Source organism: Streptomyces sp. NPDC001634, assembly GCF_040298185.1.
GTDB lineage: Bacteria > Actinomycetota > Actinomycetes > Streptomycetales > Streptomycetaceae > Streptomyces.
Genome location: NZ_JBEOZU010000029.1, coordinates 39,427 through 57,313, shown reverse-complemented (window position 1 = coordinate 57,313; position 17,887 = coordinate 39,427). Strand labels below are relative to the sequence as shown.

General features: G+C 70.1%; 20 protein-coding genes and 1 pseudogene. 10 read left to right on the top strand and 11 right to left on the bottom strand.

The window, feature by feature from the left end:
- Positions 1-71 precede the first annotated feature (71 nt).
- From ABT186_RS20975 to ABT186_RS20940, 8 genes are all read right to left on the bottom strand, one after another.
- Positions 72-329: a DUF3099 domain-containing protein gene (locus tag ABT186_RS20975; protein WP_351237678.1), complete on the bottom strand. Its 258-nt coding sequence runs from the start codon at positions 327-329 to the stop codon at positions 72-74.
- 121 nt (positions 330-450) lie between these two features.
- Positions 451-738 (bottom strand): DUF1416 domain-containing protein, encoded by a 288-nt coding sequence (locus ABT186_RS20970; protein ID WP_351237680.1) that lies wholly within the window; start codon positions 736-738, stop codon positions 451-453.
- Positions 739-773: 35 nt separating this feature from the next.
- The gene (locus tag ABT186_RS20965) at positions 774-1,613 is read right to left on the bottom strand and encodes a sulfurtransferase (protein ID WP_351237681.1); all 840 of its coding nucleotides are present in this window, start codon (positions 1,611-1,613) and stop codon (positions 774-776) included.
- Between the two features lie 126 nt (positions 1,614-1,739).
- Positions 1,740-1,820: a putative leader peptide gene (locus tag ABT186_RS20960; RefSeq protein ID WP_350310325.1), complete on the bottom strand. Its 81-nt coding sequence runs from the start codon at positions 1,818-1,820 to the stop codon at positions 1,740-1,742.
- 200 nt (positions 1,821-2,020) lie between these two features.
- Positions 2,021-2,758: an LmeA family phospholipid-binding protein gene (locus tag ABT186_RS20955; protein ID WP_351237683.1), complete on the bottom strand. Its 738-nt coding sequence runs from the start codon at positions 2,756-2,758 to the stop codon at positions 2,021-2,023.
- Between the two features lie 152 nt (positions 2,759-2,910).
- A complete protein-coding gene (locus ABT186_RS20950; protein ID WP_351237685.1) occupies positions 2,911-3,942 on the bottom strand; it encodes a hypothetical protein in 1,032 nt (343 codons plus the stop codon).
- Between the two features lie 8 nt (positions 3,943-3,950).
- Positions 3,951-4,205, bottom strand: coding sequence for a MoaD/ThiS family protein (locus tag ABT186_RS20945; protein WP_351237689.1), 255 nt, complete (start codon positions 4,203-4,205; stop codon positions 3,951-3,953).
- A gap of 128 nt (positions 4,206-4,333) precedes the next feature.
- Entirely contained in the window at positions 4,334-5,188 is an 855-nt protein-coding gene (locus ABT186_RS20940; protein ID WP_351231840.1) for an alpha/beta hydrolase, read from the bottom strand.
- Between the two features lie 165 nt (positions 5,189-5,353).
- On the opposite strand from ABT186_RS20940, the gene ABT186_RS20935 reads away from it, so the two are divergent.
- The 9 genes from ABT186_RS20935 to ABT186_RS20895 all read left to right on the top strand — a co-directional run bounded on the left by ABT186_RS20935 (position 5,354) and on the right by ABT186_RS20895 (position 14,012).
- Positions 5,354-6,133, top strand: a complete 780-nt coding sequence (locus ABT186_RS20935) for a winged helix-turn-helix transcriptional regulator (protein WP_351231841.1) — start codon at positions 5,354-5,356, stop codon at positions 6,131-6,133.
- A 49-nt stretch (positions 6,134-6,182) separates the two neighbouring features.
- Positions 6,183-7,205, top strand: coding sequence for a LacI family DNA-binding transcriptional regulator (locus tag ABT186_RS20930; RefSeq protein ID WP_351231843.1), 1,023 nt, complete (start codon positions 6,183-6,185; stop codon positions 7,203-7,205).
- 154 nt (positions 7,206-7,359) lie between these two features.
- Complete coding sequence (locus ABT186_RS20925; protein ID WP_351231845.1) at positions 7,360-8,469, top strand: S1C family serine protease; 1,110 nt, start codon at positions 7,360-7,362, stop codon at positions 8,467-8,469.
- 37 nt (positions 8,470-8,506) lie between these two features.
- The gene (locus ABT186_RS20920) at positions 8,507-8,752 is read left to right on the top strand and encodes a hypothetical protein (RefSeq protein WP_351231847.1); all 246 of its coding nucleotides are present in this window, start codon (positions 8,507-8,509) and stop codon (positions 8,750-8,752) included.
- 129 nt (positions 8,753-8,881) lie between these two features.
- Entirely contained in the window at positions 8,882-9,613 is a 732-nt protein-coding gene (locus tag ABT186_RS20915; RefSeq protein ID WP_351231849.1) for a response regulator transcription factor, read from the top strand.
- Positions 9,610-11,073 (top strand): sensor histidine kinase, encoded by a 1,464-nt coding sequence (locus tag ABT186_RS20910; protein ID WP_351231851.1) that lies wholly within the window; start codon positions 9,610-9,612, stop codon positions 11,071-11,073. The genes ABT186_RS20915 and ABT186_RS20910 overlap by 4 nt, the downstream gene beginning before the upstream one ends.
- Positions 11,074-11,167: 94 nt before the next feature.
- Entirely contained in the window at positions 11,168-12,796 is a 1,629-nt protein-coding gene (locus tag ABT186_RS20905) for a pectinesterase family protein (protein WP_351926217.1), read from the top strand.
- Complete coding sequence (locus tag ABT186_RS20900) at positions 12,793-13,233, top strand: hypothetical protein (protein WP_351926215.1); 441 nt, start codon at positions 12,793-12,795, stop codon at positions 13,231-13,233. The genes ABT186_RS20905 and ABT186_RS20900 overlap by 4 nt, the downstream gene beginning before the upstream one ends.
- A 77-nt stretch (positions 13,234-13,310) precedes the next feature.
- Complete coding sequence (locus ABT186_RS20895) at positions 13,311-14,012, top strand: response regulator transcription factor (protein ID WP_351231857.1); 702 nt, start codon at positions 13,311-13,313, stop codon at positions 14,010-14,012.
- 11 nt (positions 14,013-14,023) lie between these two features.
- Here the strand turns inward: ABT186_RS20895 and ABT186_RS20890 are convergent, their stop codons facing one another.
- From ABT186_RS20890 to ABT186_RS20880, 3 genes and pseudogenes are all read right to left on the bottom strand, one after another.
- The gene (locus ABT186_RS20890) at positions 14,024-15,802 is read right to left on the bottom strand and encodes an ABC transporter ATP-binding protein (RefSeq protein ID WP_351926213.1); all 1,779 of its coding nucleotides are present in this window, start codon (positions 15,800-15,802) and stop codon (positions 14,024-14,026) included.
- 96 nt (positions 15,803-15,898) lie between these two features.
- Complete coding sequence (locus ABT186_RS20885) at positions 15,899-16,021, bottom strand: hypothetical protein (RefSeq protein ID WP_351231861.1); 123 nt, start codon at positions 16,019-16,021, stop codon at positions 15,899-15,901.
- A 620-nt stretch (positions 16,022-16,641) separates the two neighbouring features.
- A pseudogene (locus ABT186_RS20880) lies at positions 16,642-16,857 on the bottom strand (5'-nucleotidase C-terminal domain-containing protein); the annotation flags it as partial.
- Positions 16,858-16,912: 55 nt separating this feature from the next.
- On the opposite strand from ABT186_RS20880, the gene mshD reads away from it, so the two are divergent.
- Positions 16,913-17,887: a mycothiol synthase gene (mshD, locus tag ABT186_RS20875; RefSeq protein WP_351231863.1), complete on the top strand. Its 975-nt coding sequence runs from the start codon at positions 16,913-16,915 to the stop codon at positions 17,885-17,887.

Sequence of the window (17,887 nt, the reverse complement as noted above, 5' to 3'; positions counted from 1 at the left end):
CGCCTGGCTCCCCTGCACCTCGTAGGCCGCTGTACGCCTCGAAGGCCCCTGGGTCCTGTCGCCGAAAGGGGCTAGTGCCGCTTCTTCCCGTCCAGTTCGTCCCACCACTCGTCGGACTGCGGGTCCCCGGACGGGTCGTCCCACCAGCGGTCCTCGGGGCCACGACGATTCGCCACCATCGCCGCCAGCGGCGGGATCACCATCGCGACCACGCACATGCCCACGGCCACGGGAACCGACCAGATCCGCACGACTCCCCAGGCCAGGACGAACAACCCGATGCAGGTGCCCATCATGGCGAAGTAGATATGACGCCGGCGTGCGTACATACCTCCAGGCTATGCCCGGGTGCGCCGAAGGGCCGCACCCCGACCGGTAAGCGTCCAACCCCCGGGGTGCGGCCCTTCAGCCGTACACGGACGGCCCCTGGGACCGTCGTGGAGTGTGCCGTCAGACGGCGATCGCAACCTCCGCGAGGCCGCCCTTCTGAGCGACGACCGTACGGTCCGCGGTGCCGCCCGGCACCAGGGCGCGTACGGTCCACGTGCCCTCGGCCGCGTAGAAACGGAACTGTCCGGTCGCCGAGGTCGGGACCTCGGCGGTGAACTCGCCGGTCGAGTCCAGCAGGCGCACATAGCCGACGACGGGCTCGCCGTCGCGGGTCACCTGACCCTGGATCGTGGTCTCACCGGGCTTGATCGTCGAGGCGTCGGGGCCGCCGGCCTTCGCTCCACACATGGTTCTTCCTTAGGGGTAGGTCCGGGGATCCGGGATTACTTCGCGGCGCCGAGCTCGATCGGGACGCCGACGAGGGAGCCGTACTCGGTCCAGGAGCCGTCGTAGTTCTTGACGTTCGGGACCCCGAGCAGCTCGTGCAGGACGAACCAGGTCAGCGCGGAGCGCTCACCGATGCGGCAGTACGCGATGGTGTCCTTGGCCAGGTCGATCTTCTCCTCGGCGTAGAGCTCCTTGAGGTCCTCGTCCGACTTGAAGGTGCCGTCGTCGTTGGCGTTCTTCGACCACGGGATGTTGCGGGCGGTCGGGACGTGGCCCGGACGCTGCGACTGCTCCTGCGGCAGGTGCGCGGGGGCGAGCAGCTTGCCGGAGAACTCGTCGGGCGAACGGACGTCGACCAGGTTGTACGAACCGATTGCGGCGACCACGTCGTCACGGAAGGCACGGATGGACGTGTCCTGCGGCTTGGCCTTGTAGGTGGTCTCGGCGCGCTCGGGCACCTCCTCGACCAGCTCGCGGGCGTCCAGCTCCCACTTCTTGCGGCCACCGTCGAGCAGCTTGACGTTCTCGTGGCCGTAGAGCTTGAAGTACCAGTAGGCGTAGGACGCGAACCAGTTGTTGTTGCCGCCGTAGAGGATCACCAGGGTGTCGTTGGCAATACCCTTCGCCGAGAGGAGCTTCTCGAAGCCCGCCTGGTCGATGAAGTCACGGCGGACCGGGTCCTGGAGGTCCTTGGTCCAGTCGATCCGGATGGCGTTCCTGATGTGGTTCTTCTCGTAGGCGGACGTATCCTCGTCCACCTCGACGATGGCGATGCTCGGGTCGTCCAGGTGCTCCTGGACCCAGTCGGCGTCGACGAGGACGTCGCTGCGGCTCATGCTCTTTCTCCTCCGGGGCAGTTGCGGCGGGGCGTGCGAGTGAGAAGGGGTGCGCGCGCCCGTGTGGCGGCGCAGGGGTGCCCTCAGCAGGGCGGTGGAATGCGGAAGGCCTGCGGGCCCGTCCGCTCAGAAAGTGCGACAGAGCATGGCGGCGACGCGGCACAGGTCGACTGCCCGCCGCTTCGTGAGATCCGCCTGTCGCTTCATCATGGGCTCGATCGTAGGGACGGACAGCCGGGCGTGTCACCGGCGTGTCGTATCCTGAGATGCGATCGTCCACCATATGAGAACAGTTGAGCGCCCGGACTGCCGTCGCGCGCCCCGGGGCGCGCGTGTCCCGCTGCGCATCTGCGGTACGGACGGGGGTGTCTCGCTCCTCGGACACCCGTGGTTCACCGCACGTCGTCCTACCCGGCCAGCTTGACGTCCGAACCCTTCACCGTGATCTCGACGCCGTCCTCGGCGGCCTGCACCTTGTCGAGCTGGATACCGCCGGGCAGCTGGTCGATCGCCTGCTGGAAGTCGGTGATGGCACGGATCCGGCCCTCGGCCAGCTGAACCCCGCCGATTGCGGGCAGGGCGTCGGCGTGCACCTTCACCTTGTTGCCCTGCACCGTGACCGTACTGAGCACATAGACCGGGCTGGGCAGCTTGGCGCCGAAGACCTTGGCCTCGACCGCGACCTTGATCTTGCCGTTGCCGCCGTCCGAGAGGCCGACGACCCGGGCGGTGACGCCCGGCGCGACCTGGGTGGGCTCGGACTTGGCCGTCTTCAGCAGTTCGTCGTAGGTGACGAGCGCGGTGCCGGTGGCACTGGCCGCGGTGGCGGAGCTGTAGTCCCCGGAGAACTTCACGCCCTTCATCTCGGCGTTCAGATCGTCGATACGGATCTTCTCCGAGCCGTTGCCGGTGGCCGCCTCGTAGTTCTTGATGCCGACGTGGACGTCGTCCAGCTCGCCGCCGGCCACCTGGGTGAGGAAGGGGAAGCCCTTGATGGACACGTCCGGGGTGGAGGCCAGGTTCTCGGTGGCCCTGAGCTTGTCGGCCGCCTCGCTCTCCGCGAAGTGAACCGCGACGCGGTCCGCGATCACGAACAGGACGCCCAGGATCACGGCGACGATCAGCAGTATTCGCAGTGCGCGCATGCTCGGTGTTTCCCCAACCTCGGCGGTCGTCCACTACGGCGGTCACGGACGACCGGGTGGCCGTCGAGCGCGACTGTAACCCTGTACGGTCCGACGGCCGCCGAATTGTCGATCACCTGTGACACTCCGTGTGACACGCTCTGTGACCGGCCCTAGCCGACGGCACGCCCCAGCAGGTAGATCACCGGCGCCGCCGCCGTCAGCGGCAGGGCGACGCCCGCCGTGAAGTGAACGAAGCGGGACGGATAGTCGTAGGAGGCGACCCGGTGGCCGATCAGGGCGCAGGCGCCCGCGCCCAGGCCGAGGACGGCACCCGACGTGCCCAGGCCCGTCGCCCCGCCCATCGCGATGCCCGCGCCCGCCGCCGCCAGCAGGGCCACGACCACGGAGGCCACGGTCGGCAGCGGCAGCGCCCGTGCCAGGACCGCCACGGCGACCGCGACCGCGCCCACGGTGACGGCGTCCTGAGGTGCCGCGAGGTGCCCGGCCGCGAGGATCGACAGCGCGGCCGAGGCGACGGTCGCCATCAGGCCGTACATCCGCGTGTCCGGATCGGCGTGCGAACGCAGCTGCAGGACGAGGGACAGCAGCACCCAGACGCCGAGGGTGCCGAGGATCGCGGCGGGCGCATGCTCCCGGCCGGCCACGAGCAGCACGACGTCCGCGGTGACCGCGCCCAGGAACGCCAGCGCGATGCCCTGCCGGGCCGGCCACATGCCGTTCAGCCGGAACCAGCCGGCCGCCGTCACGGCCTGCAGGATCACGAGCGGTACGACGAGGGCGTACGTGCCGAGGGCCGCGGCCCCGGCGAGCAGCGCCCCGAGCACCGCAGTGAGTGCGGCGGGCTGCAGCCCGGGCTCGATGATCGGCGAGCGCCCTTCGAGCCGGGCCCGCTGGTTGGCGGGGAGGCCGGCGAGATCGACGGGGGGTTCGGGAGCGGTCGCCGTCTGCGTGCCGCTGCCGCCGTGGGCAAGGCCGCCAACGCCGGGTGCCCCGTAGCCGTGGGGCTCGTACGCCGGTGCTTCGGGCGGCAACGGCTGCCCGTACGCCTGCCCCTCCCACTGCTGCTGCGGATACACGGCGTTGGGGTCGTACCACCCCTGCTGCTGCGCCTGCGGCGGATACCCCTGCTGCTGATAGGGGTCGTACCCCGCGTCGTACCCCTCGTACGGCTGGTTGCTCATCGCTTCGCTCATCCTCCTGCGAACGGCGGGAGCACCTCGACCGTGCCGCCCTCGGCCAGCCGTACCGTCTCATGCTCACGGGTCCCTACGGGGTCACCGTCGACGAGGAAGGAGCATCGCCGCAGGACGCGGACGAGTTCGCCGGGGTGTCGCCCGCGGGCCGCGTCGAGAGCCTCCGCGAGCGTGGTCGCGTCGTACGGCTCCTCGGCGACCCCGGCCGCGGCCTTGGCGGCGGCCCAGTAGCGCACCGTGCCCTTTGCCATCTGCTGCCTCAACTCGGTCGTGGTGAACACCGTCAGGCTAGGCCCTGTCGTCAAATTCCCGTCGTCCGCCCGCAGGGCGGGCCCCGCACCAGGCGTCGCGGGGCAGGCGGGAATTTGACGACAGGGCCTCAGCCCGCGCGCGAGGCCGCCCACGCCCCGATCCGTGCCAGCAGCTCCTCGTCGCTGGCGTGCTCGGCGTGGCCCATGCCGTGTTCCAGCCAGAGTTCGGCGTGGCCGGGGGCGGCGTCGGCCAGCATCCGGGGGTGGTCGAGGGGGAAGTAGCCGTCCTGGTCACCGTGCACGATCAGCAGGGGCGTCGGCGCGATCAGGGGGACGGACTCCACGGGGGAGGCGGGGACCGGGTCCCAGCCACGGCCGTGGATCCGGGTGTGCAGCCCGTAGCGGCCCACCAGACGGCCCTCGGGCCGCGTCACCAGCCAGTGCAGCCGCCGCATGGGCGCGGTGCCCCGGTAGAACCAGCGGGCAGGAGCGCTGACGGCCACCACCGCGTCCGTGTGCGCGCCCTCCTGGTGCCGCGCCGCATGCCGCAGCACCACGGAGCCGCCCATCGAGAAACCGACGGCGGCCACCCGCGTGTGCCCCAGCTCGCGCGCCCACGCCACCGCGGCCGCCAGGTCGTGGACCTCGCGGTCGCCGACCGTCGACCTTCCGCCCGACGCCCCGTGCCCGCGGAAGGAGAACGTGACCACCGCCCCGTACCGGACGAGGGCGCCCGCCACCCGACGCACATGAGGCCGGTCCAGATCACCCGTGAAGCCGTGCGCGACGACGATCGCGAGATCCTCCAGGTGACCGGAAGGTGGACGTCCGGTGTCGTATACAACGGACCCCGGATCGTATGCAGCGTCGATCCTCACCCCGTCGGCCGTGGTCAGAAACGTCCGCAAAGGCCCATGACGCGCCGTCTCAGAGTTCGGACGAACCGCGGATCGTGCCATATGACCTGCCGGACCAGTGCGCATGTGGGCTATTCTGCTGGGCAGAGGACTCGGGCAGCGTAGCCCCCGGGTCCTTTTGTGCTTTCGGAAGCGTTGTATACGAAGCGGGAAACCGCAGGTGTACGGGGCCCCGGGATCGCAGAGCAATACCGCAAACGTCCTCGCAGGGACCGAGGAGGAACCAGACGTATGAGTTCTCTGCTGCTCCTGACCAACGCCCTCCAGCCGTCGACGGAGGTGCTTCCGGCCCTCGGCCTGCTCCTGCACAACGTGCGGGTGGCTCCGGCGGAAGGCCCCGCACTCGTCGACACCCCGGGTGCCGACGTCATCCTGATCGACGGAAGGCGGGATCTTCCGCAGGTGCGCAGCCTGTGCCAGCTGCTGCGCTCCACCGGACCGGGCTGTCCGCTCGTCCTCGTCGTCACCGAGGGCGGTCTCGCGGCCGTCACGGCCGACTGGGGCATCGACGACGTCCTGCTGGACACCGCGGGCCCCGCCGAGGTGGAGGCCCGTCTGCGCCTGGCCATGGGCCGCCAGCAGATCGTCAACGACGACTCCCCGATGGAGATCCGCAACGGCGACCTGTCCGTCGACGAGGCGACCTACAGCGCCAAGCTCAAGGGCCGCGTCCTCGACCTCACCTTCAAGGAGTTCGAGCTCCTCAAGTACCTCGCCCAGCACCCGGGCCGCGTCTTCACCCGCGCCCAGCTGCTGCAGGAGGTCTGGGGCTACGACTACTTCGGCGGCACGCGCACGGTCGACGTCCATGTACGGCGGCTGCGCGCCAAGCTCGGCCCCGAGCACGAGTCGCTGATCGGCACCGTCCGCAACGTCGGCTACCGCTTCGTCACCCCGGAGAAGGTGGAGCGTGGAGCGGACGAGGCGAAGGCCAAGGCGGCCCGGCCGAAGGCGGAGGACGCCGACGAGACGGCGACCATGCCCGCGGCCGAGGTCACGGCTGAGGCATAGGAAGCCGTAAGCCCTGCCCAGAGGCGGTCCATCCGCGTAGACTCCGCGCGTGGCCAAGGTGACTCGGGACGATGTGGCGCGGCTGGCGGGGACTTCCACCGCCGTCGTGAGCTATGTCATCAACAACGGACCCCGGCCGGTCGCCCCGGCCACGCGCGAGCGCGTACTCGCCGCGATCAAGGAACTGGGGTACCGGCCCGACCGGGTCGCCCAGGCCATGGCGTCGCGGCGCACCGACCTCATAGGCATGATCGTGCCGGACGCGCGCCAGCCCTTCTTCGGGGAGATGACGCACGCCGTCGAGCAGGCCGCCGCCGAGCGCGGGAAAATGGTGCTCGTCGGCAACACCGACTACGTGGCCGAGCGCGAGGTCCACTATCTGCGGGCCTTCCTCGGCATGCGCGTCTCCGGGCTGATCCTGGTCAGCCACGCGCTCAACGACAACGCCGCTGCCGAGATCGAGGCGTGGGACGCCCGGGTGGTGCTGCTGCACGAGCGGCCCGAGGCGATCGACGACGTCGCGGTCGTCACGGACGACCTCGGCGGCGCCCAGCTCGCCGTCCGCCACCTCCTGGAGCACGGCTACGAGTACGTCGCCTGTATGGGCGGTACCGCGGAGACCCCGGCGGTCGGCGACCCGGTCTCCGACCACGTCGAGGGCTGGCGGCGCGCGATGCAGGAGGCCGGGATCTCCACGGAGGGGCGCCTCTTCGAGGCGGCCTACAACCGCTACGACGCCTACCAGGTGGGCCTGGAGCTGCTGTCCGGGCCGAACCGCCCGCCCGCCATCTTCTGCTCCACCGACGACCAGGCGATCGGCGTGCTGCGCGCCGCGCGTGAACTGCGCATCGACGTGCCGGGAGAACTGGCCGTGGCGGGCTTCGACGACGTGAAGGAGGCGGCGCTCACCGATCCGCCGCTGACGACCGTCGCCTCGGACCGGTCGGCGATGGCCCGGGCGGCCGTGGACCTCGTGCTCGATGACGGGCTGCGGGTCGCCGGTTCCCGGCGTGAGCGGCTCAAGCTGTTTCCGTCGCGGTTGGTCGTGCGGCGATCCTGCGGATGTGACTAGGCGCCGGCCGGCGGCGTCTGTGGGCCGTCCGTGGTTGCTCGCGCCTTTGTCTCGCACCTTTGTCCCGCGCCTTTATATCGGGCATACGCGGTTCTGTCGGGCTTCTCAGGGACGACTCAGGAAGCTCTCATGATCACGGGACACTCTCTATTGCATGACCGAGAGCTTCCGCCGCAGCGGCGAGTACGAGTACCCCCAGGGTGACGGGCACCAGTTCACGTACCCCCAGCAGCAGCACGCCTCCTCCCCCGTGAACCCGGAGTGGCCGCCCCCGCCGGCGTACGAGCCGGCTCCGCCGGCCGCCATGACCGCCACGGATCACGGCGGCGACGGCAACGGCGGCGGCACGGCTCTCCTCCCCACCGTCCCCGCCCAGCCCGAGGCACCCGCGCCGAAGAAGCGCGCCAAGGGCCCGCTCGCCCTCCTCGCCGCCGTGGCGATCGTCGCCGCGGCCGTCGGCGGCGGCACGGCCTACGGCATCCAGGAGCTGACCGGCAAGAACACGGTCTCCTCCAGCTCCACCAGCACCAATGTGGTGCCCACCGCCAAGAAGGGCACGGTCGCCGGAGTGGCCGCCGCGGTCAGCCCGAGCATCGTGGAGATCAGCGCCACCTCGAACGCCGGCCAGTCGACCGGCTCCGGCGTGGTCATCACCAGCGGCGGGGAGATCATCACCAACAACCACGTCATATCCGGCGCGTCCTCGATCAAGGTGACGACCAGCAGCGGCAAGTCCTACACCGCCCAGGTCGTCGGCACCGACAGCAAGAAGGACCTGGCACTGATCAAGCTGCAGGGCGCTTCCGGCCTGAAGGCCGCCACGCTCGGCAACTCCGACGGCATCCAGGTCGGCGACCAGGTCGTCGCGATCGGCTCCCCCGAGGGCCTGAGCGGCACGGTCACCAGCGGCATCGTCTCCGCGCTGGCCCGCGACGTCACCGTCTCGACCGACGAGAGCCAGGGGCAGGGCCAGGGCAACGGCCAATGGCCGTTCGAGTTCGGCGGCCGGCAGTTCAACGGCGAAACGGGCTCGTCCACGACGACGTACAAGGCGATCCAGACGGACGCGTCCCTGAACCCGGGCAACTCCGGCGGCGCCCTGATCGACATGAACGGCAACATCATCGGCATCAACTCGGCGATGTACTCGGCCAGTTCGGACTCGACCTCGTCGAGCGCCGGCAGCGTCGGCCTGGGCTTCGCCATACCGATCAACACGGTCAAGTCCGACCTGGCGAAGCTGCGCTCCGGCTCCCAGAGCTGAGCGGGCGTCCTGCCGGGCCACTGGTAAGGAGCACGACATGATCAAGCAGGTTCTGCACGAGGCGACCGCCCCCTTCGGCCCCGCCGGGGTCTCCCTGGCCCTGGCCGTGGCCTACGAACTCCACGAGCCGCTGACTGCCGTGCCGGAGGCGTGCGAACTCCAGGCAGTGGTGACACGGGTGCTGGAGGTGTCGGTCCCGCAGCTGATGGGCCTGCGCACCGACGCCGCGCGTCCCCACCGCCGCAAGGTGCCGCTGAGCCGGCTCACCGCGGTCATGGGCTGATCCGTACGCCGTACGGTCCGGGGGGACCCGGTACCAGCCCCCCGCCGACCCTTACCGTCCCTGCCCGGAAACGTGCGAGGCTGAATCCGTTCAGCCCCGTCCCACCGCACCTCGAGGAACTCCACGTCCATGAGCCCCGCCGAAGGCGACCGTGAACCCCAGCGCATCCTGATCGTCGACGACGAGCCGGCAGTGCGCGAAGCACTCCAGCGCAGCCTCGCCTTCGAGGGCTACGACACCCAGGTCGCCGTGGACGGCGCGGACGCCCTCGAGAAGGCGACCGCGTACCAGCCCGACCTGGTGGTCCTGGACATCCAGATGCCGCGCATGGACGGCCTCACCGCCGCCCGCCGCATGCGCGGCGCGGGCACCACCACACCCATCCTGATGCTCACGGCCCGCGACACGGTCGGCGACCGCGTCACCGGGCTGGACGCCGGGGCCGACGACTACCTGGTCAAGCCGTTCGAACTGGACGAGCTGTTCGCCCGTATCCGCGCCCTCCTCCGCCGCAGCTCGTACGCGGCCTCGGCCGTCGGCGCACCGGAGGACGAGGCGCTGACCTTCGCCGACCTGCGTATGGACCTGGCGACGCGCGAGGTCACGCGGGGCGGGCGGCCGGTGGAACTCACCCGAACGGAGTACACCCTCCTGGAGATGTTCATGGCGCACCCGCGGCAGGTGCTGACCCGCGAGCAGATCCTGAAGGCGGTCTGGGGCTTCGACTTCGAACCGTCGTCGAACTCGCTCGACGTGTACGTGATGTACCTGCGCCGCAAGACGGAGGCCGGCGGCGAACCGCGCCTCGTGCACACGGTCCGCGGCGTGGGATACGTCCTGCGACAGGGCGGCGCGGAGTGATCAAGCGCTACCGCTCCCTCCCGCTGCGCTCCCGGCTCGCCCTGCTGGTGGCGGCGGCCGTGGCGTTCGGGGTGGCGGCGGTTTCGGTGACCTGCTGGTTCATCGTGCGCGACAAGCTCTATGTGCAGGTGGACAACACCCTGAAGGACAACGCGAGCAACGCGGTCCGGGCAGGGCTCCTGGCACAGGTCGTGACGAACTGCACCACCACGCCCTCCACCCAGGACGACCGGGGGCCGCAGCCCTACTACATGCAGGTGGTCGGCGCGGACGGCAAGTCCTGCGTCTTCCCGTACTCCGCGGGCCTCGTCAAGGTCACGAGCAGTGAGACCCACATCGCCCGGCACCCGACCCGGAACGGGACGCTCCACAACGCCACCGACAGCAAGGGCAACCCGGTACGGGTGCTGGCCGCACCCCTGATCGTCGGCACCGGCCCCGGTACGCCTCCTCAGCTGTACCCCGGCTACGCCATGCTCACCGCGTACCCCCTCGAGGACACCTACAAGACCCTCAACGACCTGTCCCTGGTCCTCCTGATCGTCTCCGGCATCGGTGTCGTGGGCGCCGGAGCCGTAGGTCTGGTGGTGGCCCGCGCCGGCCTCCGCCCCGTCGACAAGCTCACCGAAGCGGTCGAACACATCGCCCGTACCGAGGACCTGACCACCCGCATCCCGGTGGACGAGGACAGCGAGGACGAGATCGCCCGGCTGTCCCGCTCGTTCAACTCGATGACATCGGCCCTGGCCAACTCCCGCGAACTGCAGCAGCAGCTGATCGCGGACGCTGGCCACGAACTCCGTACGCCGCTCACCTCGCTGCGCACGAACATCGAGTTGCTCACCCGCAGCGAGGAGATGGGCCGCCCCATCCCCGCGGAGGACCGTAAGGCGCTGCTCGCCTCGGTGAAGGCGCAGATGACGGAGCTGGCCTCGCTCATCGGCGACCTTCAGGAGCTGTCGCGTCCGGAGAACGGTCAGCACACCGGCAAGGCGCAGGTCGTGGCGTGGGAGGACATCGTCGAATCGGCACTGCACCGCGCCCGGCTGCGCGGCCCGGAGCTGACGATCACGGCGGACCTCAAGCCGTGGTACGTGCGGGCCGAGCCGTCGGCGCTGGAGCGGGCGGTCGTGAACATCCTGGACAACGCGGTGAAGTTCAGCCCCGAAGGCGGCACGATCGAGGTCGCCCTGGCGGACGGTGTCCTGACGGTCCGCGACCACGGTCCCGGTATCGCGGCCGAGGAACTCCCGCACGTCTTCGACCGCTTCTGGCGCTCCCCGAGCGCAAGGGCACTGCCCGGCTCGGGCCTCGGCCTGTCGATCGTGGCCCGCACGGTCCAGCAGGCGGGCGGTGAAGTGTCCCTGACGCGGGCGAACGGCGGGGGCACGGTGGCGACGGTACGGCTGCCGGGGGCGCCCACCCCGCTGCCGGAGACGGAACAGCAAGAACTTCCTTGATTCCGGCAACCGTTCCGGTACGGGTGACGACTACCGGGCGACCCGCGCCGCGCACGGCACGGGTGGTCCGACTCGTACGGAACGGAACCCACGCATGGACACCACCCCCCGCAAGGCCCGCCACCGCAGACGCAGAACGGCTCTGATCGCCGGCGTACCGCTGGCCCTGGGCGCCGCCGGAGCGCTGGCCTACGGCACCGTCTTCAACGTGTTCGGAGCGGACGCGCAGCCCGAGGCGTCGGCGGCGACCACGGCTCCCGCCTGGGCCACCGCCACCGCCGACGGCTTCGCGTCCGTCAACGCACTCGGGCAGAACGGGACGTACGGCGGCCGGGGCGGAAAGACCGTCACCGTCAGGAACCTGGCCGACCTGGAGAAGTACGCGACGGCCTCCGACCCGTACGTCATCGTCGTCGCGGCCGCGATCACGATGGACCCGGTCGGCAAGGAGATCAAGGTCGCGTCGAACACCGCCACCCTCGTCCAGCGCGGCAACGTCTTCTCGGGCACGAGCGGCCGCAACGAGAGCGGCGGCGGTACGGCGTTCGACCCGAAGACGTACTACTCGTACACGCCCGACAAGGCGGCCGATGTGCCGTCGCTGGTCAAGTCCGGTGCCGGACCGCGCAGTTCGATCGGCGCCACGGCGAACACCGCATCGAACACGGCATCGAACACCACGCCGACCACGAAGGCCGCGGCCACCAGCCTCACCGTCGCCACGGACGGCAGCGGCCAGTACACCAGCGTCCAGAGGGCCGTCGACGCCGTCCCGGCCGGGAACACCTCCCGTGTGGTGATCCAGGTCAAGCCGGGCACCTACCGCGAGACGGTGAAGGTCCCCGCGAACAAACCGCACGCCACCATTGAGGGCACGGGCGCCAGTCGCAAGGACACGGTGATCGTCTACGACAACGCGGCCGGAACGAAGAAGCCCGACGGCTCCGGCACCTACGGCACTCCCGGCAGCGCCACGGTCTCCGTGCAGGCCGACGACTTCCAGGCCCGCAACCTCACCATCTCCAACGACTTCGACGAGGCCAGGCACCAGGACATCGCGGGCCAGGCGGTGGCCCTGCTCACGGCCGCCGACAAGGTCGTACTGGACGGAGTGATCGTCACCGGCGACCAGGACACCCTGGAGATGGAGACCGCCGCGGCGAACAAGCCCGGCCGCGTCTACGTCACCAACTCCTACATCGTGGGGAACGTCGACTTCGTCTTCGGCCGGGCCACCGCCGTGATCGACAAGTCGGTCATCACGCTGAAGAAGCGCTGGAACGGCACCTCCGCCGGCTTCGTCACCGCGCCGGGCACCCCGGCGAACCGCAAGGGCATCCTGATCAACCGCACCACCATCAGCGGCGACGTGGCCGCCCGCAGCTTCTTCCTCGGCCGCAACTGGCACGCGGGCGGCGACGCGAGCCTCCGCCCGCAGACCACCGTCCGCAACTCCACCCTCAGCGCCGCGATCAAGTCGACCCCGTGGTCGGACATGGGTGGCTTCTCCTGGAAGAAGGACCGCTTCGCCGAGTACAGGAACACGGGCCCGGGCGCGGGCGCGGCAAGCTCCGACCGCCCGCAGCTGACGGATGCCCAGGCCGCGGACCAGGAGGTCGCGGACTGGCTCGGCGGCTGGAACCCTGACGCACTGGTGCCGGGGCCTCGCGCGGGGCCCCGGCACCAGTGCCCGTACCGACATCGCCGTAGCCTCACCCCATGAGTGACCTCTACGAACTCCAGCTCGTCCTCGATCCGCCCGACTCCCTGCCGGACACCGATCTCGCGCTGCTGCAGTGGCACTTGGGCGAGCGCGACGACGATCCGGAGAACCCGGACGCATACCCGTTGCTCGCCTCCCGGGGACCCGCCTCGCGGATAGGTGGTGCGCTCGTGGGCGTGCTCGTACAGGGTGCGCGCGGCTGGGCGCTGACCGTCCGGCAGGAGGTGCACCCGGACGAGTTCGACCGGCTGCGGGAGCTCGTGGTGTGGCTCGGGCGCCGGACCAGTACGTTCGGGGCCATCGGCTATCTGCGGTTCCTGGAGAACGACGTCCCCGACGTGCTCGTCGCCGACACCGCGTCCGGGACCGTACGCCGGTTGACCCCGACGTCCGGGCCCGCCGAGGAGATCGATCCCATCCCGGACCCCTGGGGCTGACCCGCCCCGGCCCACTCCCCAGCCTGCCCACACCCCGCTCCAAGCCCCCGCACAGACCGCCGTAACACGTTGGAGGGATGGCGCGGAAGATCCTGCTGGCCGATGACGACCAGGCCGTACGTGAGGGCCTCGACCGGGTGCTCAGGTTCGAGGGTTACGAGACCGTCCTCGCCGGGGACGGACGTGAGGCGCTCGACATCGTGGGCGGGCCCGGGGAGTGGCCCGATCTGGTGTTGATGGACGTGATCATGCCGGGGCTGGACGGTCTCGCCGCGACCCGGCGGATCCGGGCATCCGGGTCGACCGTCCCGATCCTCATGCTCACCGGCCGCGACGCCCTCGGCGACCGTGTCGTCGCCCTCGACAACGGCGCCGACGACTACCTGATGAAACCCTTCGCCGTCGAGGAGCTGCTGGCGCGGGTGCGGGCGCTGCTGCGGCGCAGCCCCCGGCGGGCCGAACGCCCCGCCGTCCCCTACGACCGTCTCTCGTTCGAGGACGTTCTGATGGACCGGCGGACCCGTACCGTCACCCGGTCCGGACAGGTCCTCGACCTCACCAAGACCGAGTACTCCCTGCTCGAGTACCTCCTGCGACATCCCGGCAAGGTGCTCAGCCGCGCCCAGATCCTCAAGGAGGTCTGGGGCTTCGACTTCGAGCCCGCCTCCAACACTCTCGACGTCTACGTCATGTATCTGCGGCGGAAGCTGGAACGGCAGGGGCGGGCCCGGGTCATCCAGACCGTCCGCGGGCTCGGATACAGCCTCCGGAACCAGTGAGGCGGGCGGCCTCAGACACGGAGGATCAGCGTGTCGTCCGCGCGGCCGCCCGTCACCGTCTCCGGCAGCGGGGCCGCCAGCCTCGCGTACGTCCCGCCCCGCGCGAGCAGTTCCGTGTGCGTGCCCGCTTCCACCAGACGACCGGAGTCCACGACCAGGATGCGGTCCGCGTCCGCGGCCAGGCTCAGATCATGGGTGATCATGATCGTCGTACGGCCCGCCATCAGACGGCGCAGGGGCTGTACGACACGGCGTGCGGCCAGGGCGTCCAGGTCCGCCGTCGGTTCGTCGAGGACCAGGACCGTGGAGGAGCGGAGCATCGCGCGGGCGATCGCGATGCGCTGGAGCTGGCCGCCCGACAGGGCCGCGGTGCCCGGGGCGATCTCCGTGTCGTAGCCGTCCGGGAGCGCGGTGATGAAGTCGTGCGCCGCCGCGTCCCTGGCCGCCTGTTCGATCTCTTCGCGACTCGCGCCGGGACGGCCGGCCTCGATGTTCTCCCGGACGGTGCCGCTGAGGATCAGGGTCTCCTGTGGCAGCAGGGTCACGTTCTCGCGCAGGAACTCCAGCGGCAGGTCGGTCAGCGGCACGCCGTCCAGGCAGATCACTCCCGCCGTGGGGTCGTAGAAGCGGGTGAGGAGTTTGGACAGCGTGGACTTGCCCGCGCCGCTCGGGCCCGTGACCAGGATCAGTTCCCCGGGGCCGGCGGTGAACGTGATGTCCTGCAGACAGGCGCGCTCGGCGCCCGGGTAGCGGAAGGACGCGCCGTGGATGCCGACCCAGCCGCGCACCGGCCACGGGGCCACCGGTTCGGCCGGGTCGGTCACGGCGGGCCGGGCGTCCAGGATCTCGTTCAGGCGTTCGGCGCCCGCCGTGGCGGCGGTGAAGGTCAGGCCCAGCCGGCCGAGGTTGCGGATCGGCGGGTAGAGGTAGCCGAGGAAGGCGGCAAAGGCGAGCAGCTCTCCCAGGGTCATACGGCCCTGGGAGATCTCCCATGCCCCGAGCCCGATCACGGCGAGGACGCACAGCGTTTCGACGACCTCGACGAACTGCTCGTACATCTCGCTCGCCCGCGCGCCCCGCACGGATGCTCGCATCCAGGCGCGCGCCTCGCGCTCCAGCCGTTTCTCCTCCGCCCGCCTGCGGTTGTACGCCTGGGTGAGGACGACATTGCCGAGTGACTCCTCGACGACCGAGGTGATCGCGCCGTCGGCGGTCCGCTCGTCCTGGGACGCCTTCTTGATACGGCCGGAGAAGCGGCGCGCGGTGACGAGGAAGAGGGGGGCCAGGAGGAACGTGACGAGGGCCAGGTCCCAGCGCAGCCAGAGCGCCGCGGTCGCGTAGAAGACCGCGGAGAAGGCGGCGGAGATCGTACCGACGACCCCCGACACGACCATCTGCTCGATGGCCTCGACATCGCCCGTCAGTCGTTCCACCAGGTCACCCTGGCGGTGCCGCTGGAAGAAGTGCGGCGGCAGGTCCTGGACATGGCGGAAGACGTTCGCCCGCAGACGCAGGACGAATCTCTCCGCCGTCCAGGTGGCGAGCGAGTTGCCCAGGTAGCCGACGAGCGCGCCCAGCGCCGCGGCGCCCAGCCAGGACCCGGCCGGCCCCCAGAACGCGGAGAGCGAACCGGCCTTCAGCGCATGGTCGGTGAGCTGGGCGAAGAGCAGGATCGACGCGGTCTCGGCCAGCGCGGACACGATCACGCACACGATGATCAACGCCAGCCATTTGCGGTCGCCGCGCGTCAGCGGCCAGAACCGGGCGAACGCGTCCTTGATGTCGCGCATGTCGGCTTCAGCTCCTCTGAGGCTTGTCGGGGTCTCGGTGACACGGCCGAGGCGGGGCCCCGGAGGTTTTCCGGTGACCCCGCCTCGTGGCGTGTGTCAGTGCTGGTGACCGACCGGGCGACGCCGCACGTGCTTCTTCGGGGCCGGCTTCCTGGGGGCAGGCTTCTTCGGAGCCGGCTTCTCGGCCTTCTTGATGGGGAGGATCTTGTGAAAGCTCATGGGAGGTCCTTTTCTGCTGTGTGAGGAGACGCGTGTTCCACTGTGCGAGGAAACGCGTGGGGAAAGAAACTCTCGGCGACCTTGCACCGGCTCTGTACTGACTTCGTAACAGCCCGGCGCCTGTCGATTTCCGATCAGGCTCGGCGACGCGGCCCCAAGGCCCTACGAATTCTGCTCAACCCTGACTCTTGTGGCCGACGGGGCGCTTGGGCCCGGGCTTCTTCGGGGCCGGCTTCCTGGGCGCCGGGGCGGGCTTGCAGTGCTTCTTGACCGGGACGATCTTGTGGAAGCTCATGAATTCTCCTTGCTTGCCTGCGGGTGGATTCCCTGTGCCGTAAGCACTGTTCGCTTTCGACATGGAAAACATTACGGGATCCGCGGGCCAGAAAAAGCCAATTCCGCTTAGACCTCGATGAAATGCGCCTGAATCAATTTTCAGGCGCTCCATGGAACCGAACCGGTACTCACACAGAATTTATTATGGACCTCACCTGGAACTTACCGAGGTAATTGCCAGGTTATTTCAGCGTGGCCCGCCCCTGTCCATGGAGGCCGGCGGACCTCGGCGGCCAGGGGCGGGCCGACGATCACTGCTCGATCGGCGCTCGATCAGTGCTCGATCACTGCACGACCGTGATCCGGTCCGCCGCCGGCACCGGATACGGCGTCGCGGCCGACGAGTTTGCCGTCGGACACGCCTCGAACGCCGCCAGGTCGTCGCCGCCGACCAGCACGTTCGTCCCCTTGCCGAGCTCGGCGAAGCTGTCGCCGCCGCCCGCCAGGAAGGAGTTCATCGCGACGCGGTAGGTGGCGGCCGGGTCGATCAGCGGCCCCGAGAATGCGGTGAATACGTCTGCGCCGGTACCCGGTCCTCCCCGTACCCTCGTACCCATGACCAGCGACGACACCGCCCACCCGGCATCGCCCCGCTCCATCGAGACCGTCACCGCGCTCTCCCCCGAACAGGCCGAGGCGGTGCTCGCGCTGCTCGCCGACGCCGCCCGGGTCGACGGACAGCAGGCCGTGTCCGAGCAGGGGCGCCTCCAGCTGCGCGGCGGTGAACGGGAGGGCGTGTCCCATCTGCTGCTGACGATCGACGACACACTCGTCGGATATGCGCAGCTGGAGGACACCGACCCCGTGGAAGCCCCAGCCGCCGAGCTGGTCGTGCACCCCTCGCACCGCGGCCACGGACACGGCCGGGCGCTGGGTGCCGCGCTCCTCGCCGCCTCCGGCAAGCGGCTGCGGGTATGGGCGCACGGCGGTCACTCCGCCGCGCGGCACCTCGCCCAGGTCCTCGGTCTCACCCTCTTCCGCGAACTGCGCCAGCTGCGCCGCCCGTTGACCGGACTCGACCTGCCCGAGCCGAAGCTGCCCGACGGCGTCACCGTGCGCACCTTCGTGCCCGGCCAGGACGACGCGGCCTGGCTCGCCGTGAACGCGGAGGCCTTCGCCCACCACCCCGAGCAGGGCTCCCTCACCCAGCGCGACCTCGACGACCGCAAGTCCGAGCCGTGGTTCGACCCGCAGGGTTTCTTCCTCGCGGAGCGCGAGGGCGAGCTCGGCCCCGAGCTGATCGGCTTCCACTGGACCAAGGTCCATGCCGAGATGGGGGTCCCCCCGGTCGAGCGAAGTCGAGACTGGGGGAAGCTCGGTGAGGTGTATGTCCTCGGCGTCCGCCCCGGCGCGCAGGGCGGCGGTCTCGGCCGCGCCCTCACCACGATCGGTCTGCGCCACCTGGCCGCCCAGGGGCTCCCGACCGCCATGCTGTACGTCGACGCGGACAACAAGGCCGCCCTCACGGTCTACGAACGGCTGGGCTTCACGACCTACGAGACGGATCTGATGTACCGCACGGAGACGTGA

What these genes read in the sequence shown, in the direction of transcription:
- ABT186_RS20940 (WP_351231840.1), bottom strand. Translation starts at nt 5,188, where the DNA reads ATGCGCACTGGTCCGGCAGGTCATATGGCACGATCCGCGGTTCGTCCG.
- ABT186_RS20960 (WP_350310325.1), bottom strand. Translation starts at nt 1,820, where the DNA reads ATGAAGCGACAGGCGGATCTCACGAAGCGGCGGGCAGTCGACCTGTGC.
- ABT186_RS20915 (WP_351231849.1), top strand. Translation starts at nt 8,882, where the DNA reads ATGAGCCCCGCCGAAGGCGACCGTGAACCCCAGCGCATCCTGATCGTC.
- ABT186_RS20975 (WP_351237678.1), bottom strand. Translation starts at nt 329, where the DNA reads ATGTACGCACGCCGGCGTCATATCTACTTCGCCATGATGGGCACCTGC.
- mshD (WP_351231863.1), top strand. Translation starts at nt 16,913, where the DNA reads ATGACCAGCGACGACACCGCCCACCCGGCATCGCCCCGCTCCATCGAG.
- ABT186_RS20900 (WP_351926215.1), top strand. Translation starts at nt 12,793, where the DNA reads ATGAGTGACCTCTACGAACTCCAGCTCGTCCTCGATCCGCCCGACTCC.
- ABT186_RS20925 (WP_351231845.1), top strand. Translation starts at nt 7,360, where the DNA reads ATGACCGAGAGCTTCCGCCGCAGCGGCGAGTACGAGTACCCCCAGGGT.
- ABT186_RS20885 (WP_351231861.1), bottom strand. Translation starts at nt 16,021, where the DNA reads ATGAGCTTTCACAAGATCCTCCCCATCAAGAAGGCCGAGAAGCCGGCT.
- ABT186_RS20920 (WP_351231847.1), top strand. Translation starts at nt 8,507, where the DNA reads ATGATCAAGCAGGTTCTGCACGAGGCGACCGCCCCCTTCGGCCCCGCC.
- ABT186_RS20945 (WP_351237689.1), bottom strand. Translation starts at nt 4,205, where the DNA reads ATGGCAAAGGGCACGGTGCGCTACTGGGCCGCCGCCAAGGCCGCGGCC.
- ABT186_RS20955 (WP_351237683.1), bottom strand. Translation starts at nt 2,758, where the DNA reads ATGCGCGCACTGCGAATACTGCTGATCGTCGCCGTGATCCTGGGCGTC.
- ABT186_RS20970 (WP_351237680.1), bottom strand. Translation starts at nt 738, where the DNA reads ATGTGTGGAGCGAAGGCCGGCGGCCCCGACGCCTCGACGATCAAGCCC.
- ABT186_RS20890 (WP_351926213.1), bottom strand. Translation starts at nt 15,802, where the DNA reads ATGCGCGACATCAAGGACGCGTTCGCCCGGTTCTGGCCGCTGACGCGC.
- ABT186_RS20965 (WP_351237681.1), bottom strand. Translation starts at nt 1,613, where the DNA reads ATGAGCCGCAGCGACGTCCTCGTCGACGCCGACTGGGTCCAGGAGCAC.
- ABT186_RS20895 (WP_351231857.1), top strand. Translation starts at nt 13,311, where the DNA reads ATGGCGCGGAAGATCCTGCTGGCCGATGACGACCAGGCCGTACGTGAG.
- ABT186_RS20950 (WP_351237685.1), bottom strand. Translation starts at nt 3,942, where the DNA reads ATGAGCAACCAGCCGTACGAGGGGTACGACGCGGGGTACGACCCCTAT.
- ABT186_RS20935 (WP_351231841.1), top strand. Translation starts at nt 5,354, where the DNA reads ATGAGTTCTCTGCTGCTCCTGACCAACGCCCTCCAGCCGTCGACGGAG.
- ABT186_RS20905 (WP_351926217.1), top strand. Translation starts at nt 11,168, where the DNA reads ATGGACACCACCCCCCGCAAGGCCCGCCACCGCAGACGCAGAACGGCT.